Origin of the sequence: Acinetobacter sp. NIPH 817 (assembly GCF_000368405.1) — a bacterium.
Classification (GTDB): Bacteria; Pseudomonadota; Gammaproteobacteria; order Pseudomonadales; family Moraxellaceae; genus Acinetobacter.
In genome coordinates this window covers 2,214,561-2,232,200 of record NZ_KB849420.1, presented here as the reverse complement: position 1 = coordinate 2,232,200, position 17,640 = coordinate 2,214,561, and the positions used below count along the sequence as shown (strand labels likewise).

General features: G+C 39.7%; 14 protein-coding genes. 5 read left to right on the top strand and 9 right to left on the bottom strand.

Annotation, left to right across the window (positions count from 1 at the left end; all coding sequences use genetic code 11):
• Positions 1 to 42: 42 nt before the first annotated feature.
• The 7 genes from F968_RS14180 to betI all read right to left on the bottom strand — a co-directional run bounded on the left by F968_RS14180 (position 43) and on the right by betI (position 9,033).
• Positions 43 to 1,377: a basic amino acid/polyamine antiporter gene (locus tag F968_RS14180; RefSeq protein WP_004794065.1), complete on the bottom strand. Its 1,335-nt coding sequence runs from the start codon at positions 1,375 to 1,377 to the stop codon at positions 43 to 45.
• A 5-nt stretch (positions 1,378 to 1,382) separates the two neighbouring features.
• Positions 1,383 to 2,261, bottom strand: coding sequence for a homocysteine S-methyltransferase family protein (locus tag F968_RS14175; protein WP_004794064.1), 879 nt, complete (start codon positions 2,259 to 2,261; stop codon positions 1,383 to 1,385).
• Positions 2,262 to 2,477: 216 nt separating this feature from the next.
• On the bottom strand, positions 2,478 to 2,948 hold the full coding sequence (locus F968_RS14170; protein ID WP_034596352.1) for a hypothetical protein: 471 nt from the start codon (positions 2,946 to 2,948) through the stop codon (positions 2,478 to 2,480).
• 91 nt (positions 2,949 to 3,039) lie between these two features.
• Positions 3,040 to 4,680 carry a malate dehydrogenase (quinone) gene (gene mqo / locus F968_RS14165; RefSeq protein ID WP_004794062.1) on the bottom strand — a complete coding sequence of 547 codons (1,641 nt, stop codon included), beginning with the start codon at positions 4,678 to 4,680 and terminating at the stop codon, positions 3,040 to 3,042.
• A 510-nt stretch (positions 4,681 to 5,190) separates the two neighbouring features.
• The gene (gene betA / locus F968_RS14160) at positions 5,191 to 6,849 is read right to left on the bottom strand and encodes a choline dehydrogenase (RefSeq protein ID WP_004794061.1); all 1,659 of its coding nucleotides are present in this window, start codon (positions 6,847 to 6,849) and stop codon (positions 5,191 to 5,193) included.
• A 95-nt stretch (positions 6,850 to 6,944) separates the two neighbouring features.
• A complete protein-coding gene (gene betB / locus F968_RS14155; protein WP_004794058.1) occupies positions 6,945 to 8,417 on the bottom strand; it encodes a betaine-aldehyde dehydrogenase in 1,473 nt (490 codons plus the stop codon).
• Positions 8,410 to 9,033 (bottom strand): transcriptional regulator BetI, encoded by a 624-nt coding sequence (gene betI / locus F968_RS14150; protein WP_004794057.1) that lies wholly within the window; start codon positions 9,031 to 9,033, stop codon positions 8,410 to 8,412. Before betI ends, betB begins: the two co-directional genes overlap by 8 nt.
• 265 nt (positions 9,034 to 9,298) lie before the next feature.
• Between betI and F968_RS14145 the strand changes: the two genes are divergently transcribed.
• The 4 genes from F968_RS14145 (at position 9,299) to F968_RS14130 (ending at position 14,503) form a co-directional block, all read left to right on the top strand.
• A complete protein-coding gene (locus tag F968_RS14145; RefSeq protein WP_004794056.1) occupies positions 9,299 to 10,921 on the top strand; it encodes a BCCT family transporter in 1,623 nt (540 codons plus the stop codon).
• A 120-nt stretch (positions 10,922 to 11,041) separates the two neighbouring features.
• Entirely contained in the window at positions 11,042 to 13,108 is a 2,067-nt protein-coding gene (locus tag F968_RS14140; protein ID WP_004794055.1) for a choline transporter, read from the top strand.
• A gap of 11 nt (positions 13,109 to 13,119) precedes the next feature.
• Positions 13,120 to 13,734, top strand: coding sequence for a MarC family protein (locus F968_RS14135; protein ID WP_004794054.1), 615 nt, complete (start codon positions 13,120 to 13,122; stop codon positions 13,732 to 13,734).
• A gap of 253 nt (positions 13,735 to 13,987) precedes the next feature.
• Entirely contained in the window at positions 13,988 to 14,503 is a 516-nt protein-coding gene (locus tag F968_RS14130; protein ID WP_004794053.1) for an acyl-CoA thioesterase, read from the top strand.
• 131 nt (positions 14,504 to 14,634) lie between these two features.
• Here the strand turns inward: F968_RS14130 and F968_RS14125 are convergent, their stop codons facing one another.
• Positions 14,635 to 14,835: a hypothetical protein gene (locus F968_RS14125; protein WP_000761577.1), complete on the bottom strand. Its 201-nt coding sequence runs from the start codon at positions 14,833 to 14,835 to the stop codon at positions 14,635 to 14,637.
• Positions 14,836 to 15,334: 499 nt separating this feature from the next.
• Between F968_RS14125 and F968_RS14120 the strand changes: the two genes are divergently transcribed.
• A complete protein-coding gene (locus F968_RS14120; RefSeq protein ID WP_004794052.1) occupies positions 15,335 to 16,333 on the top strand; it encodes a CobW family GTP-binding protein in 999 nt (332 codons plus the stop codon).
• Between the two features lie 42 nt (positions 16,334 to 16,375).
• Here the strand turns inward: F968_RS14120 and dctA are convergent, their stop codons facing one another.
• Positions 16,376 to 17,638 (bottom strand): C4-dicarboxylate transporter DctA, encoded by a 1,263-nt coding sequence (dctA, locus tag F968_RS14115; RefSeq protein ID WP_004794051.1) that lies wholly within the window; start codon positions 17,636 to 17,638, stop codon positions 16,376 to 16,378.
• Positions 17,639 to 17,640: the final 2 nt, after the last annotated feature.

Below are 17,640 nucleotides of genomic sequence, written 5' to 3'. Positions count from 1 at the left end.
TAGAAAACCACTGCTGAAATGACTCAACAGTGGTTGAAATGATTAATTAAGCTGATTTTGTTTGAGCGATTTTTTATGCTCAAAATAGCTGATTGAAAAAATAATCAAGCCGACCAAATACAACACTACAGACAGAAGTAATAAATCTAATCCTGCTGCATAGAGCAACCAAAGTGCATAAATTGAAGCGACACTTGCAATGGCAATATGCGGCGTGCGTTTATGGCGAATGGATTCTTTAAGATAAAAAGCCGACACCAGAAAATAAGGCAGCAAAATCATCACCGATGAAATTAATAAAAGCTGCGTGTAATTTTTATTGAAAAAATACACCGCAATCAATGCACCTTGCACGACAATGGTGGTTAGCCAAAGTGATGAAATGGGTACATTATTTTGATTATTCTTTAAAAATAATTTCGGGAATGCACCATTTTTTGCAGCCAAATAGGGAATTTCTGTGGCGAATAAAGTCCAGCTTAAATAAGACGAAGAAACTGAAATAATAAGCCCGATGGTAATAACAATAGTACCCGGCAAACCGATCAGTTGCTGCAAAATAGTCGCCATTGATGGGTTGTGCATGCCAGCAAGTGCTTCACGGCTCACTACGCCATAAGCCAATACGGTCACCATGACGTAAAAAGTTAACGCCAGTAACACACCTAAAATGGTCGCTTTACCAATGTCATGACGTTTTTTCGCACGCGATGATAAAACCACAGCACCTTCAATACCAGTAAATACCCAAAGGGTAATGAGCATCAGGTCTTTTACTTGCTGCCAAAGCGGAACTTTTAAAGAGAAGTCATTTAAGTTGAGTTTGAACAAATCAAACTTAAAGGCAATGAAGGTAAAGAAGATAAAAACCACCATTGGAATGATTTTGGCAATGGTTGCCAATAAATTCACAATCGCAGCTTCTTTAATGCCTCGACTCACTAACCAGTGCACCAGCCATACAAAAATGCTGGAACCGATCAGTGCGTAAAAGGTATTGCCTTCACCAAAAATAACGTGGTCTTTGCTATCGGTAAACATGCCGACACCTGAAAAGGCAATTACGACATAGCCGACAATACCAATGGTGGTACACAACCAATAACCCCACGCCGAGCAAAAACCAATCAGGTCTCCAAAACCTTCCCGCGCATAGTTATAAATACCACCGTCTAGATCTGGTCGTTGGCGGGTTAAATGTAATAACGTGAGAGCCAAGAAAATAATGCCGACCCCAGTAATGAGCCATGCAACAAGAAGGGCAGAGCCGTTAGCGACTTGAGCCATATTTTGGGGTAGGCTAAATACGCCTGACCCCACCATAGAACTAAAGACCAGCGCTGTAAGAGACAATAATCCAATTTTGGCAGCAGACATGGTATTTATTCTTTAAAAAATTGAGAAAGTTCGGCAATGTGTTCTGGGCCAATACCGCAGCAACCACCTACCAAACTTGCGCCTGCTTGCTGCCACTGCTTAGCAAAACCAAGATAAGCTGGAGCATCTAAATCTTTACGAACTTCATCAAGACCATCGTTCGCGGTTGCGCTGCTATCTTGAGGTGGGAAAGCATTTGCATAGGCACCAATTTGTACAGACTCTGGAATAAGTCCTTTAATTTCATTAATCGCTTGCAAGATCACTTCAGGTTGGCAACAGTTAAACAATACAGCTTTGGCATTTGATTGTTTGATGAAATCAGCCACTTGTTGCATGTTTTCGCCTGAACGAAGTAGTGCTTGCTCTTGTTTAACTTCATCTTGCAGCGTGAAGGATACCCAATAGTCCTTACCATCTTGTGGCAATAACGCGTGTACTGTTTCAACTTCTTTTAAGCAAGACTGAGTTTCAGCGAGCCAGAAATCAACCTCTGGTGCCAATGTGTTAATGATTGGCTCAGCAAGGTTTTTAGCCTGTTCAGGTTGGAACAAGTCTGCACGGTAAGAACCAAATAACGGTGGTAAGCAGCCTGCAATTTTGACATTTTTGCCGCTTTCTTTAACTGCATTTTTCGCTTGTTCAATAGCAACTTGAATTAAACGCACGCCGTCAGTTTCAAAGCGTTCTTGTCCAATATGAAAAGGCACAACAGCGTAGTTATTAGTCGTAATAACTTCGGAACCCGCGTTAATAAAATCGAGATGTACTTCTTTTACTGTTTCTGGTGCTTCAATCAGTGCAAGCGCAGACCACTCTGGTTGACGAAACGGAGCGCCACGACGGGCCAATTCACGGCCTAAACCGCCATCTAAAATCTTCATAAATTACAACATAAAGGGAGAAAAAATATTTGATTAATCTAGCGTGTAGATGAGCCGTGTTCAATCGCTAATATGCTCGATATATTTCTAAATAAATTAGATTGTTATGAATATTTTTTCTTAAAAGGATTTCTGTAGATGATGTTCAGTTTTACTGATGAACTTCATGTGAAAAAGAGTATGTATTTTTTTGAGAATATAGAATAAAAAATAATCTTATAGCGCACCAAATTGCTGCCAGCTTTCCCCTGTGTGCTGGGTTTGATAATAGGCTTGAAGCTGCTTGAGCTGGGTAAAGTGTATGCTACACCAAATCAATAAACTAAGTAATATTAGAAACTTAGATAGAGCGCGAACTTTTTCTAGGCGAGCAAAAGCCAATAAAACAAAAAACAGGGCAGGTAAAAATATAAAGAATTGAACAGGTGAGAAAAATAGATGAGCCGTGCTGAAATATAACGTGGTAGCACTGATGAGCAGATTTAAAACAGCACATAGCTTTTGATATTTACCGAGCTTAAAGATATAAGCAGTCATGATAAGTAACACGGCCGAACTGACATAAATGGCGGTACCACCTATCATCCACATATAAAAACCGCTCAACAAAAGATAAGCCAGTAGTAAAACAAGTACGAGCTTAAAACAAAATGATAAGAGGTGAGGTGATGATTTTAAAGGTGTCATGATTAGTCTAAATATCTCAACTAAGGTCTTAAAAAACAAAAGGACGAATCGAAATTCATCCTTTTGATATTTTACTTATACATCATCAAACTTAGTTTGCTTTTGCAACAGGTGCAGCAGCAGTTTCATCGTTTGCAGCTTTGAACGGAGATGTATAGTTCAAGCCAAGTGTAGAACTTGTGTATTGACGAACTTTGTCGAGTAACACAGGGTCTTTGCTTAAGTCTTGTTTATAAGACACTACAATTTCATGAAGCTTCTGATTCCACTTACCTTCAGTTTGCTGAGGGAAAGCTTTTTCAAGTAAGTTAAGCATGATGTATGGAGAAGTCGAAGCACCCGGAGACGCACCTAACAATGCAGTTACAGCACCATCTTTAGACGCAAAGATTTCTGTACCGAATTGAAGCGTTGCTGGTTTACCCGGTTCTTTCTTGATGATCTGAACACGTTGACCACCTTGGCTTAAACGCCAGTCTTCAGCTTTCGCATCTGGGTAGTATTTACGAAGTTCATTTAGACGGTCTTTGTCTGACATCATTACTTGGCTTACCAAGTATTTAACAAGATCAAGGTTTTCCAAGCCAACAGTGGTCATTGGTAAAACGTTGTTTTTGTTGGTTGATGCAAGCAAATCAAGCTGAGAACCATTTTTTAGGAACTTGTTTGAATAAGTTGCAAATGGTCCAAACAATACATATTTTTTACCGTCGATATAACGTGTATCAATATGTGGTACAGACATTGGAGGCGCACCAAGTTCAGCACGGCCATATACTTTTGCAGTATGTTCAGCAGTAATTTTTGGGTTGTCAGTAATTAAGAACTCACCACCTACAGGGAAGCCTGCATATTGTTTAGCTTCTGGTAAACCAGTAAGTTGCAATAATTTAACCGCTGCACCACCTGCACCAATAAATACAAAACGTGTTTTAACGTGATCTACTTTACCAGTTTTCAAATTTTTGAAAGACACAGTCCAAGTTTTGTCATCATTTTGGCTGATGCCAGTCACTTCAGTTGAAGTCTGTAATTTGAAATTAGGATTTTGATTTAAATGACTCACTAATTGTTTAGTGATTGAACCATAGTTAACGTCAGAGCCAACATCCATACGAGTTGCTGCAACTTTTTGACTAGGGTCACGATCGTTCATGACTAAAGGTGCCCATTGTTTAATTACAGCTGGGTCTTCAGTAAATTTCATACCTTTGAACAGCGGGCTTTGAATCATGGCAGCATAACGTTTTTCTAAGAATTGAACGTTATCGCCCCAAACGAAAGCAATGTGCGGAACTGGATTAATGAATGATTTTGGTTCAGCTAAAACACCTTGTTTTACCTGATGTGACCAGAACTGTTTAGCGACTTCAAATTGAGAAGCAACTTTTTCAGCTTTGGCAATTTCCATCTTACCGTTTTTCTCTTCGGTATAGTTCATTTCCATAAAGCCAGAGTGGCCTGTTCCGGCATTGTTAAAGCCGTTTGAACTTTCTTGAGCAACTTGGTCAAGACGTTCATACATACGAATTTGCCAGTTTGGTTCAAGCTCAGTGAAATAAGTACCGAGAGTGGCACTCATGATGCCGCCGCCAACAAGAACAGCATCAACAACTGGTTCATCTTTAGCAGTTTCGACTTGTTTTGACGCAGTTGGTCTAAACAAGAAAACGATACCTGCAATTAAAATAAGAATGATTAATACCAGAAGGTATTTCAAAAACTTTTTCATGTAAGGGGGACCTTAAAATAAGTTATTTGAGTCACTTAAGGTGTGAGGAAACCTAGACAGCGTATCCAGACAAAATGGATATAAATGCGAAAATAAAATTCTCCAAAACAGAGAACTTTAAAAAAAGAAAAATAACTTGGGATTATCGCAAACACTCTATATTTTAGACTAATTTTGCATTGACAAGACAATTTTTATAATAAATGGGGTTCATTAAAATCATAAATATGATTTATATTTAATCAAATTGAGCGTTTATAAGATAGTTTAAGTTAATTGTTTTGTCTTAAGTTTTTGAAATTAAAATAATAATATTTATTTGATTAAAGTTGGATCATTTGAAGAATATTTGTCTATAAAAATAGATTATTTTTTATTTCATGGCATTTTTATGTAAATACGCTCCTTACACATGCTTATTTTCTGTCATACATAGTTCTTATTAATATTGGCTCAATAAATATGAAATTAAGGGCATATCTCTGCATAAGAAATATGCCCTTTAAGATTTTATGATGCTACATAGAATGGTGCAGTTGAACGTGGTAAAGCTTCACGTCCACGAATCTGGTCTGCAATTTTCTCGGCAATCATAATGGTGGTTGCATTTAAGTTACCGGTAATAATCAGCGGCATGATTGAGGCATCGACCACACGTAAGCTTTGCATACCATGGACACGGCCTTGACCATCTACGACAGCCATTTCGTCTTCGCCCATCTTACAGCTACAAGACGGATGGTAAGCGGTTTCAGCATGGTTACGAACAAAATCATCAAGCTCTGCATCGGTTTGCACATGTTTGCCCGGACTAATTTCTTCACCGCGATATGGATCAAGCGCAGGTTGCTGCATGATTTCACGTGTAATTCGAATCGCATCACGGAACTCACGCCAGTCTTGTTCAGTCGACATGTAGTTAAATAAGATACTTGGATGCTCAAACGGATCTTTTGATTTCAGTCTAATACGGCCTCGTGAAGGGGAACGCATTGAACCTACGTGTGCTTGGAAACCATGTTCTTTCACGGCATTACTACCGTTGTAGTTAATAGCAACTGGCAAGAAATGGTACTGAATGTTTGGCCATTTGAACTCGTCCGAACTACGGATAAATCCGCCCGCTTCAAACTGGTTACTTGCGCCAACACCTGTACCATTAAATAACCACTCGGCACCAATGGCAGGTTGGTTATACCATTTCAAGGCAGGGTATAAAGAAACGGGTTGCTTACATTTATATTGTAAGTACATTTCTAAGTGGTCTTGCAGGTTTTCACCTACACCCGGTAAATCATGAACGACATCAATGTCCATCGATTTTAAGAAAGTACTTTGACCTACACCTGAACGTTGTAAAATTTGTGGTGATGCAATTGCGCCCGCACACAGTAATACTTCGCGTTTAACCAATGCACGTTGTAAATTGTTTTGGTCAGCACCAATAATGTATTCAACACCAACCGCTTGTTTTTGATTAAACAATATTTTATTGGTTGTCGCGTGAGTCAAAATAGTCAGGTTCGGACGACTTTTTGCCATATCCAAATAACCACGTGCGGTACTTGAACGGCGACCTTTTGGAGTAACCGTGCGGTCCATTGGACCAAAGCCTTCTTGTTGATAACCATTTAAGTCATCAGTACGTGGGTAACCTGCTTGTACACCTGCTTCAACCATGGCATGGAACAAAACGTTATTACCATTTTTAGGTGTCGCAACGGATACCGGGCCGTTATCACCATGGTAGTCATTGCCACCAATGTCACGAGTTTCGGCTTTTTTGTAGTAAGGCAAACAATCGGCATAAGTCCAGTTTTCAAGGCCTTTATGAGTTGCCCATTGTTCTAAATCCATTGCGTTACCACGGATATAGCACATGCCATTAATTAAAGATGAGCCACCTAAACCTTTACCACGACCACATTCCATACGACGGTTATTCATGTGCGGTTCAGGGTCGGTTAAATAAGCCCAGTTATAGCGACGACCTTGAAGAGGGTAGGCCAAAGCTGCTGGCATTTGTGTACGGAAATCCAATCGATAATCTGGGCCACCCGCTTCTAAGAGTAAAACGGTGGTATCTTTGTCTTCAGTCAGACGCGCAGCGAGTACATTTCCGGCAGATCCTGCGCCAATAATAATGTAATCATATTCTTTAATATTCATAACTATCCTTTTTTTACTAACAGTTTGCCTGAGCAATCTATAAAGACTGCTCGGCATATGTGATTTAGGTTGAAGTGTTTAGAGCGATTTAGGCATTAAAAAATGCTTTGATAATCGCCAAGTTCAACTTGAATAGATTTGATACGGGTATAGTGCCCAAGTGTGGTCAAGCCATTTTCTCGGCCCACGCCAGATTGTTTGTAGCCACCCACTGGCATCTCGGCAGGCGATTCGCCCCACGTGTTAATCCAGCAAATACCAGCTTCAATTTGGTGAATAATGCGATGAGCGCGGCTAATGTCTTGCGTAACAACGCCAGCAGCTAAACCAAAGGTCGTGTCGTTGGCACGACGGATGACTTCTTCTTCGGTTTCATAGCTTAAAATGCTCATGACAGGCCCAAAAATTTCTTCTTGAACAATCGCCATCTGGTCAGTGCAGTCGCTAAATACAGTCGGTAGTACATAAGCGCCTTTAGCAAGTTCGCCTTCAGTCGCACGCCCACCACCGATTAACACTTTAGCGCCTTGTTGTTTGCCTGACTCAATGAAAGACAACACTTTTTCCATATGAGGGAAGCTAGTGAGCGGACCAAAGTTCGTGTCTTCAGCGATTGGATCGCCAATGCGAATACGTTTTACACGCTCTACAACAGCTTTTTCAAAGTCGGCTAAAAGTGATTTTGGAACAAATACGCGTGTACCGTTAGTACATACCTGACCTGAGCTAAAGAAGTTCGCCATGACTGCAATATCTGCTGCACGGTTCAGGTCGGCATCTTCACAAATAATGAGTGGAGATTTACCGCCAAGTTCCATAGTCACTTCTTTTAGCGTAGAGCCAGCAGCACTTGCCATGACTTTTTTGCCAGTTTCCACACCACCAGTAAATGAGATTTTTTCAATCACAGGATGTTCAGTGAGCCACTGACCGATTTCACGACCAGCACCTTGCACCACGTTAAATACGCCGTCTGGAACGCCTGCTTCTGTATAGATTTCTGCAAGTTTAAATGCAGTGAGTGGAGTGGTTTCACTTGGTTTGAAAATCATGGCATTACCCGCAGCAAGGGCAGGGGCAGATTTCCATAAAGCGATTTGAATTGGATAGTTCCAAGCACCAATACCAGCAACTACGCCTAAAGGTTCACGGCGTGTATAAAAGAAACTTGATTCGCGAAGTGGAACTTGTTCGCCTTGAATAGCTGTTGCAAGTCCTGCGTAGTATTCGAGTACATCTGCGCCAGTCACAATATCGACTGTAGATGTTTCGCTAAAAGCTTTACCTGTGTCGAGTGTTTCAAGACGGGCAAGCTCATCATTACGTTCACGAAGAATGTCGACAGCACGACGTAAAATACGTGAACGTTCCATGGCAGTCATGGCAGCCCAGATTTTTTGTCCTTGTTGGGCACTTTGTACAGCAGCTTCAATATCTTGTTCAGAAGCTTGCTGAAGAGTCGCGATTGTCTCGCCGTTGGCAGGGTTAATACTATTAAATGTTTTACCACTGGTTGCTTTAACGTAGCGTCCATGGATATACAGTTGATGAACTTGTGCATCACTCATTTTGTCTCTCCTGCAAAGGCTTGTTCGCAAATTGAACTTGCGTTTGTACATAATCGTAAGCAATGGAACGGGCAAGATTGCTGTCAAATTCGTTATGACGGCTTAAACTGCCTCGTAACCATAATCCATCAATCAATGCTGCCAACCCTCTAGCGGCAACACTGGCCTGTTGTTCATTCATTAACTTGAGGAAATAAAACTTCAAGTTAGAGTACAGGCGTTGATCATTAATCTTTTGCAAGCGGCTTAAGTCTGGTACATGCATACTTGCTGACCAAAAGTCTAACCAGACCCGCATTGCTTTTTCATTGACCTGACTAATGTCAAAGTTCGAGTCGATAATGGCCTTAATTTGGCTCTCTGGATGCGAATCTGCTTCTGTTCTGTACTGTTCGGTTTTACGACGCAGAACATTTAACATTTCTTGCATACAGGTATTTATCAACCCTTGTTTGTCACCAAAATAATGGCTGACAATGCCGGTCGACAGCTCGGCTTTTTTTGCAATTTGAGCAATGGTGGTATTGGATAACCCCACTTCATAAATTACGTCGAGTGCGGCATTCATAATTTCTTCACGTCGCACGTGCTCTGGTTTTACTCTGCGTTTTGTCATGTTTTTCCACATCAGCACTTTTAGTGGTGCTTTAAATTCAGCATGTTAACTTGCAGAGCATCATAGCACTTTTTTTATCATACTTGTTATTGATTGAACGTTCAATCAATAACAAGTATGATATGTAAAAATCAATGAATTTTTGAAGATTGCCTCTAGGAATAAAGAGGTGAAATCAAGAGTTGTTAAGAATAGGATGATGCGCATAAGTACATTACTTATCACGTTATTTTGAGAAAATACACCGATTGCAAGGAGCAATAAGATGGTGTTGAAAAGTGATAAATATTCTTCAGACCATATTCGGTTAAATCGTTTTGTATTTTGGAGTTCAGCCATCAGTATTGGCATTTTTGGCCTACTTTTTGTGCTGTTTCCAGAAAAAAGTCAGTTTTGGCTGACCTATGTACAAGAGCAGGTAAATCACTTTTTTGGGTGGTATTACATGTTGGTTATTGTGCTGTGTTTGGGCTTTGTCGCTTGGCTTGCTTTTTCAAAAGTAGGGCAGATTCCTTTAGGAAAAGACGACGACAAACCAGAGTTTAGTTATCTGGCTTGGACTTCAATGTTGTTCTCGGCAGGGATTGGTATTGCACTACTTTATTATGGTGTTGCTGAACCTGTTGATCATTTCTTAAGACCGCCAGAAGGTGAGTCAGGAACAATTCAGGCAGCGCGTAATGCGATGACTTATAGCTTTTTGCATTGGGGCATCCATGGCTGGGTACTCTATGCATTGCTCGGAGTTACTTTAGGTTATTTTGCTTTCAGACAAAATTTACCACTAGCTTTGCGTTCGGCGCTTTATCCAATTTTTGGCGAGCGAGTCCATGGGTTGGTTGGTGATTTCGTCGATGGTTTTGGAATTTTAGCGACGGTTATTTCCTTGGTCACCAACTTGGGAATCGGAGCATTGGTGCTGGTATCAGGCATTTGTTATTTACTTCCGCAAATTCCTAATAACTCAGTGACTTTAATTGCTGCTGTTCTCATCATGATGAGTGTTGCCACGATTACGACAGTGGTTGGGATTGAAAAAGGTTTGGCGTGGTTATCACGTATTAATTTACGTCTGCTGTATGCCTTACTTTTATTTGTATTTTTAACAGGTCCTACAAATCATTTATTAAATGGTCTTGTACAGAATATGGGAGATTATCTAAGCAATTTTATTGGTAAAAGCTTTGATATGTATTTATACAATCAAAAAGCCAGTGGCTGGCTAGGTTCGTGGACCGTATTTTATTGGGCTTGGTGGATTGCTTGGGCGCCTTTTGTCGGCATGTTTATTGCGCGCATTTCAAAAGGACGTACGATTCGTGAGGTTGTATTAGGTGTATGCCTGATTCCTCTAGGTTTTACGCTGGCTTGGATCTCGGTTTTTGGAAATACGGCCATTTACTTTATCTTGAACCAGAAACAGAAAGTTTTGGGCGATATGGTTTTAACTGATCCGGCATTATCTTTATTTAAGTTACTCGAATATCTGCCGTTTAATCCGTATGTTGCTGGCATTGTTGTTGTAATTTGTTTCGTTTTATTTTTGACACCAGTTGGCTCTGGTACACTAATGATCGCTAATTTGTCCTCAAAAGGGGGCACCAATGATAGTGATTCACCGATCTGGTTACGCGTTTTTTGGTCTGTGGTAATTACCATTGTAAGTATTGGCTTGCTTTTAGCCGGTAGTTTTAACTCCATGCAAAGTGCTGTGGTGTTATGTGGTTTACCATTTTCAGTCATTATTTTGCTTTATATGTTTGGTTTAGCCAAAGCGTTAAAGCAAGATGATTTTGACCCTCAATTAGTGAAAAAACAGTTAGCTGTTTCAAAAGACATTTCGGTTCCGTCGAATTGTGACCAGAATAAAGTGACTGAGGTTTTATAACCCCAACCAATCACATCTATATATTATTTTTTGCGTTTAAAGTCGTCTTTTCATTGTTTTAAATAAGAGTGAAAAGACGAAATTAAATATTTTGTTTTTATTTTATTCCTTGAGGATTGTATGGCAACAGATAATCCAAGAGCAGTTGATGATTTAACATTATCTAAATCTAAAAAAGACCCGCTCAACCGTGTGGTTTTTTATTTTTCAGCTGTACTTATTTTAATTTTTTCTCTCGTCACGTTTTTGTTCAATGATTTTGCAAATAGAGTCATGAACACCGTACTCCAGTGGGTAACTTCAACCTTTGGTTGGTATTATCTGCTTGCCGCAACGTTATATATGGTTTTTGTGATTTTTATTGCCTGTTCAAGATACGGCAGTATTAAATTAGGACCTAAGCATTCAAAACCTGAGTTTAGTTTACTCAGTTGGTCTGCGATGCTGTTTTCGGCTGGTATCGGTATCGATCTGATGTTCTTCTCGGTCGCTGAACCATTATCTCATTATATGCAACCTCCGGTCGGAGCAGGCCAGACTTATGAAGCAGCACGCCAGAGTATGGTCTGGACCTTATTCCACTATGGTTTAACCGGTTGGTGTATGTATGCCTTGATTGGCATGTCATTGGGATACTTTAGCTATCGTTATAACTTACCACTTACCATTCGTTCTGCACTTTACCCAATTTTCGGGAACAGAATTAATGGAGCAATTGGGCATAGTGTTGATACGGCTGCCGTGATCGGGACAATTTTTGGTATTGCAACGACCTGCGGGATTGGAGTGGTACAGCTGAATTATGGCCTACATGTGTTATTGGGGTTACCAGAAAATATCTGGATGCAATTTATCCTGATTGCTGTCGCGGTTGGTATTAGTGTTATTTCGGTGACATCTGGGGTCAATAAAGGCCTGCGGATTTTATCTGAAATCAATATTTATGTTTCGGTCGGGTTATTGCTATTTATTTTATTCTTGGGAAATACTGAGTTTTTACTTAATGCCCTTGTCCAAAATATTGGTGACTATTTAACTCGTTTCCCTGCTTTAGCATTACAAAGTTTTGCTTTTGAACAGCCTAAAGAGTGGATGAGTAGTTGGACTTTCTTCTTCTGGGCGTGGTGGATTGCTTGGTCTCCATTTGTAGGACTCTTTCTGGCACGTATTTCAAGAGGGCGTACCATTCGTGAGTTTGTATGCGGTACCTTAATTATTCCGCTTCTATTTACACTCACCTGGTTATCCATTTTTGGTAATAGTGCACTGCACAGCGTTATTTTTGAAGGCAACCAAACCTTAGCAGCGACTGTATTAGCAAATCCGGCTCATGGTTTTTATGACCTGTTAGCGCAATATCCAGGCTTTACCTTTATCGCTTCAATTGCCACCGTAACAGGGCTTTTGTTCTACGTGACTTCTGCCGATTCGGGAGCGCTGGTTTTAGGTAACTTCACGACTAAACTCACGAATATCGATAATGATGCTCCGCGTTGGTTAAGCGTATTTTGGGCAGTGGCTATTGGTTTATTAACGCTTGCCATGCTCATGACCAACGGAATTACTGCTTTGCAAAACGCGACCATCATTATGGGACTACCGTTTAGTTTCGTAATGTTCCTTGTGATGGCAGGGCTTTATAAGTCGCTGAGGCTTGAAGATTATAGGCAAGCCAGTCGAAGTATGAACGCAGCTCCAGTGGTAGGTAATGTCGATATTCTGAATTGGAAACAGCGTTTAACTCGAGTGATGCATCATCCGGGAACCACTGAAACCCAACGCATGTTAGATGCAGTTTGTCTACCTGCTGTTCAAGCCGTTGCTGGTGAGCTTATTAAGCAGGGCATGAATGTAGATGTGCAGCAAACGCCGCTTGAAGATGAAGAAACGCTTTTCCATCTGGATTTCACTATTCATTTGGAAGAAGAACAAAACTTCGTTTACCAGATCTGGCCTGTACGTTATAGCGCACCGAATTTCAGTCAACGTGTGAAACGAGGTAAACAGTTCTATTACCGTCTTGAAACCTATCTTTATGATGGCTCTCAAGATAACGATCTGGTCGGTTACAGTAAAGAACAGGTTATTAATGACATTTTAGATAAATATGAAAGACATATGACGTTCTTACATATTAATCGTATTAGCCCAGGGAATCGTCCATTGTTCCCAGATCCACAAGCTTAAGAGGAAAATGCATGGCTTCTCCTTATCTACATTCTTTTGCTTTATTTTTCTCGTTGCTCAATCCATTTCTAATGAGCATCTACATGATTGGCCTGATCCGTCATTCAGAAGCCAAGGTGTTTAATAAAGCACTGATTCAGGGAAGTTTGATTGCTTTTGTCGTGTTCATGCTATTTGCATGGGGCGGCGAAACAATTTTTAGTAAATATCTGAATGTACGTTTTGAAGCCTTTCAGATTTTTGGAGGCCTCATCTTTTTGGTGATTGGCTATCGCTATGTTTTTCAGGGTGCCGATACGATTGGTGAAATGCGTGGTGCACCAGAGCATCTGGCCGGCACCATTGCCATGCCATTTATGATCGGCCCGGGTACCATTAGTGCGGCTGTGGTCACAGGTATTGAAATGTCAATTGGTGAGGCAGCCCTAGTGATTGCCTTCACCTTGTTCTTAACATGCAGTATTTTGATTTTGATGAAATTTTCACATGATCATTTACGCTATAAACATGCCAAGCATATCGACCGCTATTTTGATATTGTCGGGCGTTTATCCGCTTTATTAATCGGTACGATCGCCATTGATATGATCATTAATGGTGTGACAGGCGTTATTACTAAAGTATAGCGAGTGGCCTATAACATCCTGCTATGCCATTAAGCGTGGAATAAAATGGCATAGCATCTTCTAAAAAAACTAAGATAAATAAAAAAAATCTTTAAAAAAGAACTTTAAAAATAATGTCTTAAAAATTTAAATTTTAAAAAACAATCAAAGATATTAAAAAATACAATGCTATGTTGTGGATTTAAGCATGTTTTTTTTGTGAATTATCAACCATAATGTTGTCTGAGCTTGTTTTAAGACACAGAGTTTAGCTATGCCTACATTAGATGAAATAACCACAGCAACTGATGATCAGTCTGAATTGACGATGTCAGTTTTGATGACGCCTGACATGGCGAATTTTTCAGGTAATGTTCATGGTGGTACGATTCTAAAACTACTAGATCAAGTCGCTTACGCTTGCGCAAGTCGTTATTCGGGTGGCTACGTGGTGACTTTATCTGTAGATAAAGTAAATTTTAAAGAACCTATTTATGTAGGTGAGCTGGTAACCTTCTTGGCAAGTGTTAACCATGTAGGCCGTACTTCAATGGAAGTCGGAATACGTGTTGAAGCCCAAAATATTCAGAAGCGCACAGTGCGCCATACCAATAGCTGTTATTTCACGATGGTTGCTGTTGATGAACAGGGCAAGCCATGTGAAGTGCCTCATTTAAAACTTGATACAGAGTGGAAGCGTTGCCGCTTTGAAGCAGCTGAGCACCGTAAAGTTTTACGTCTACAAGAAAACCATAATCCATCTTGTAGCATGTATAAGAAAACTTCTTAAAAAAACAGATCGAATTAAAAAAGGACCGAACCGCAGCATGGCTCGATCCTTTCTCTTCTTTACTAAAATTCAGCGTCCATTTTTCATTTCAGTAAAATTATCTCTGAGCTTGGAGGAGAGTGCTTAGAGAATTAACGAGTTGCAGGAGCAGCTTCAGAAGCAGAACCTACAGCATCAGATGCAGCATTTGCAGTGTTTGCTTGTTCTTGAGTTGAAACAACAACTTTTTCTTCACCAGCAGTGTTATGTGCTTGGTCGTGCTTAGAAGCAGCGAAAGTTGAAGCAGCAGTTAAAGCAAGTGTAGTAGCGAGTAAAGTTTTAGCTAATTTCATTTTATGGCATCCTTAAATTTCATTTAAAAATAAATTAAACCTAATCGTTCGTACCTACATGAAACCTGTATGGCTGAATGACTAAGCTAGGACACATGCTAAGCTGAGCTTCGAATTACATCAATTAACTTAACAATCTATTACGGCTATCTTAACAATATGAAATATACGGATCATTTATGTGAGCAATCTGTAAAATTAAGGGGCTTAAATACACCTTAAAATGTGAAAAAATATTTCCTTCTGAGTGAAAAAAAACCAAATCAGTTACGTAAACCTAACACTCTGGCATGAATTGTGAATGCGCATAAATAGAATATTCCGTTTGAATTTTAATTGTCAAAAGTTAATTTAGATTTTGAGTGAGATGTATGTCACATATTAAGTGTTTTAGCCTGATAATTGAAAAGTATATCTTCAAAGTGAAAAATCATTTTCATGGTACTTAAACAGTGATATACCTTTCTTAGTTTTGAAACCTTGTTGATTTGAGTCGCTTGTGAAATTTATTGCCCAAAAAACTGTTCCTACCCATATTATTTCCGGTTTTTTAGGGGCAGGCAAAACCACATTATTACAGCATTTATTAAGTCAGAAGCCTAAAGATGAGGTTTGGGCGGTATTAATGAATGAGTTTGGGCAAATTGGAGTAGACCAACAACTCTTACCTCAAGATGAAGGATATGCGGTCAAAGAATTATTAGGTGGTTGCTTGTGTTGTAGCAGTCAATTGCCTATGCATATTGCTTTAGCCCGTCTATTGAGTGAACAAAAGCCAGATAGACTCTTTATTGAACCGACAGGACTTGGGCATCCTTCTCAATTATTTGACCAACTGACTGAACCTCATTGGCAAAGTAGTTTAGCCATGCGAGCATTAATCACTGTTGTTGATGGTAGCCGTTTGCACGATACAAACTGGGTTAAACAAAACCTTTATGAAGATCAGTTAAAAGCTGCCCAGATTGTGGTGGTGTCACATACTGATGTGATGACTTTTGAAGATGATCAGGCGCTTGAGTTATTAAAAGAAGAATATCAGCCTTATCACCAAGAGTGGATTAAAACTGAAAATGGTCAGTTAGCTTTAAATAAAATTGATGTAGCTGCTCGTTTAACTGAGCGATCTATACAGCCTTTACTTAAACTTCAAAAGCAAATGACTGAAACCGAAGTTAAGAAGGAAATTCAGCAATTACCTTATCATTATGTCGAGTCGGCGCAAGGCTATATTGTCGCAGGTTGGAAATTACCTAAACGCTGGAAATTCGATTTTTATAATTTGCTAGATTTATTATGTGTGCAGCAAGACTGGCTTCGAATTAAGGGAATTTTTAATACAGATCAAGGTTGGAAAGTTTTTAACTTTAATCCTGATCAGTTTAATTATAAGTCTGGTGAAGAGGGTATTGATAACCGTATTGAAATCATTAGCGCACATCATCACGATTGGTTGGCTTTTGAAACGGCGTTACTTGCTTGTCAGCTTGAAAAATAGAGAACATTAAACCAAAGACGATTTAATGTTCTCATAATGGATTTAAGGTTTTGTATCTAACACTGCTTTGGCTTGAGCATGGTCAATATCTTTTTCCCAGTGTGCAATCACTACAGCAGCAACACAGTTACCGATTAAGTTGGTACACGCACGAATAATGCCAATGAACCAATCTACGGACAGTAGAAGTACTAAGCCAATCGCAGGAAGGCTTGGAATAACTGACAGTGTTGCTGCAAGAATAACTAAAGCTGAGCCGGGAATACCGTGGGCGCCTTTAGAAGTGATGAGTGAAACCAGCAAAATAGCCAACAGGTCGTGAGTGGATAAATCAATATTGCAGGCTTGTGCAATAAAGATCACCCCTAAAGTTAAGTAAATTGAAAACCCATCTAAGTTAAAAGAATAACCCGTAGGAATGACCAGACCTACCGTTGAATCTTTAATTCCCAGATTTCTGAGCTTTTTCATAATTTGGGGTAAAACAGAATCAGAAGATGCTGTACCTAAAACAATCGCTAACTCATCTTTAAAATAAGCCACAAATTTGAAGATGTTGAGACCGGCAAGTTTTAAAATTGAACCTAAGACAACCACAACAAATAAAATGCAGGTCGCATAAAACAGTAGAACCAAATAGCCCAATTGTAGAAGTGAATCTAAACCAAATTTGGCGGTGGTATAGGCCACAGATCCGAATACCCCAATCGGTGCTAAACGAATAATCAGACCCATAATTTTAAAGAATACTTCTGAAAAAGCTTCAAGCGCCTGACGTACTAACTCTGCCAAATGTTTTGGAATTAAAAGTAGTGATACACCAAATAAAATAGCGATGAGTAAAACTTGTAAAATATCGCCGTTTGCAAAAGCGGCAGTGAATGTTTTTGGAATAATGTTGAGTAGAAATTCCGAACCTGTGTGCATTTCATGAGCGCGTTCGGTATAGGTACTTAAATCTTTTGCATCTAAATGGCTGATATCGATATTCATACCGACGCCCGGTTTAAATACATAAGCCACAATAATGCCTAAAACTAAAGCAATACTGGTGACCACTTCAAAATAGAGAATGGTTTTTGCACCGACTTTGCCCATTTTTTTGATGTCATTTGCACCATAGATTCCCAGTACAACGACACAAAACACAATGGGTGCAATCAGCATTTTAATCAAAGAAATAAAACCATCGCCCAATGGCTTTAAAGATAGGGAGAAATCATGAAAACCAGCCCCAACTGCAACTCCTAGAAAGAGAGCACAAAGAACCTGTAAAAATAAACTACGTTTAAGCTTCTGCCACATAA

Excerpts from the sequence above, each read along its gene's own strand:
- F968_RS14180 (WP_004794065.1), bottom strand. The coding sequence starts at position 1,377 with ATGTCTGCTGCCAAAATTGGATTATTGTCTCTTACAGCGCTGGTCTTT.
- F968_RS14175 (WP_004794064.1), bottom strand. The coding sequence starts at position 2,261 with ATGAAGATTTTAGATGGCGGTTTAGGCCGTGAATTGGCCCGTCGTGGC.
- F968_RS14170 (WP_034596352.1), bottom strand. The coding sequence starts at position 2,948 with ATGACACCTTTAAAATCATCACCTCACCTCTTATCATTTTGTTTTAAG.
- mqo (WP_004794062.1), bottom strand. The coding sequence starts at position 4,680 with ATGAAAAAGTTTTTGAAATACCTTCTGGTATTAATCATTCTTATTTTA.
- betA (WP_004794061.1), bottom strand. The coding sequence starts at position 6,849 with ATGAATATTAAAGAATATGATTACATTATTATTGGCGCAGGATCTGCC.
- betB (WP_004794058.1), bottom strand. The coding sequence starts at position 8,417 with ATGAGTGATGCACAAGTTCATCAACTGTATATCCATGGACGCTACGTT.
- betI (WP_004794057.1), bottom strand. The coding sequence starts at position 9,033 with ATGACAAAACGCAGAGTAAAACCAGAGCACGTGCGACGTGAAGAAATT.
- F968_RS14145 (WP_004794056.1), top strand. The coding sequence starts at position 9,299 with ATGGTGTTGAAAAGTGATAAATATTCTTCAGACCATATTCGGTTAAAT.
- F968_RS14140 (WP_004794055.1), top strand. The coding sequence starts at position 11,042 with ATGGCAACAGATAATCCAAGAGCAGTTGATGATTTAACATTATCTAAA.
- F968_RS14135 (WP_004794054.1), top strand. The coding sequence starts at position 13,120 with ATGGCTTCTCCTTATCTACATTCTTTTGCTTTATTTTTCTCGTTGCTC.
- F968_RS14130 (WP_004794053.1), top strand. The coding sequence starts at position 13,988 with ATGCCTACATTAGATGAAATAACCACAGCAACTGATGATCAGTCTGAA.
- F968_RS14125 (WP_000761577.1), bottom strand. The coding sequence starts at position 14,835 with ATGAAATTAGCTAAAACTTTACTCGCTACTACACTTGCTTTAACTGCT.
- dctA (WP_004794051.1), bottom strand. The coding sequence starts at position 17,638 with ATGTGGCAGAAGCTTAAACGTAGTTTATTTTTACAGGTTCTTTGTGCT.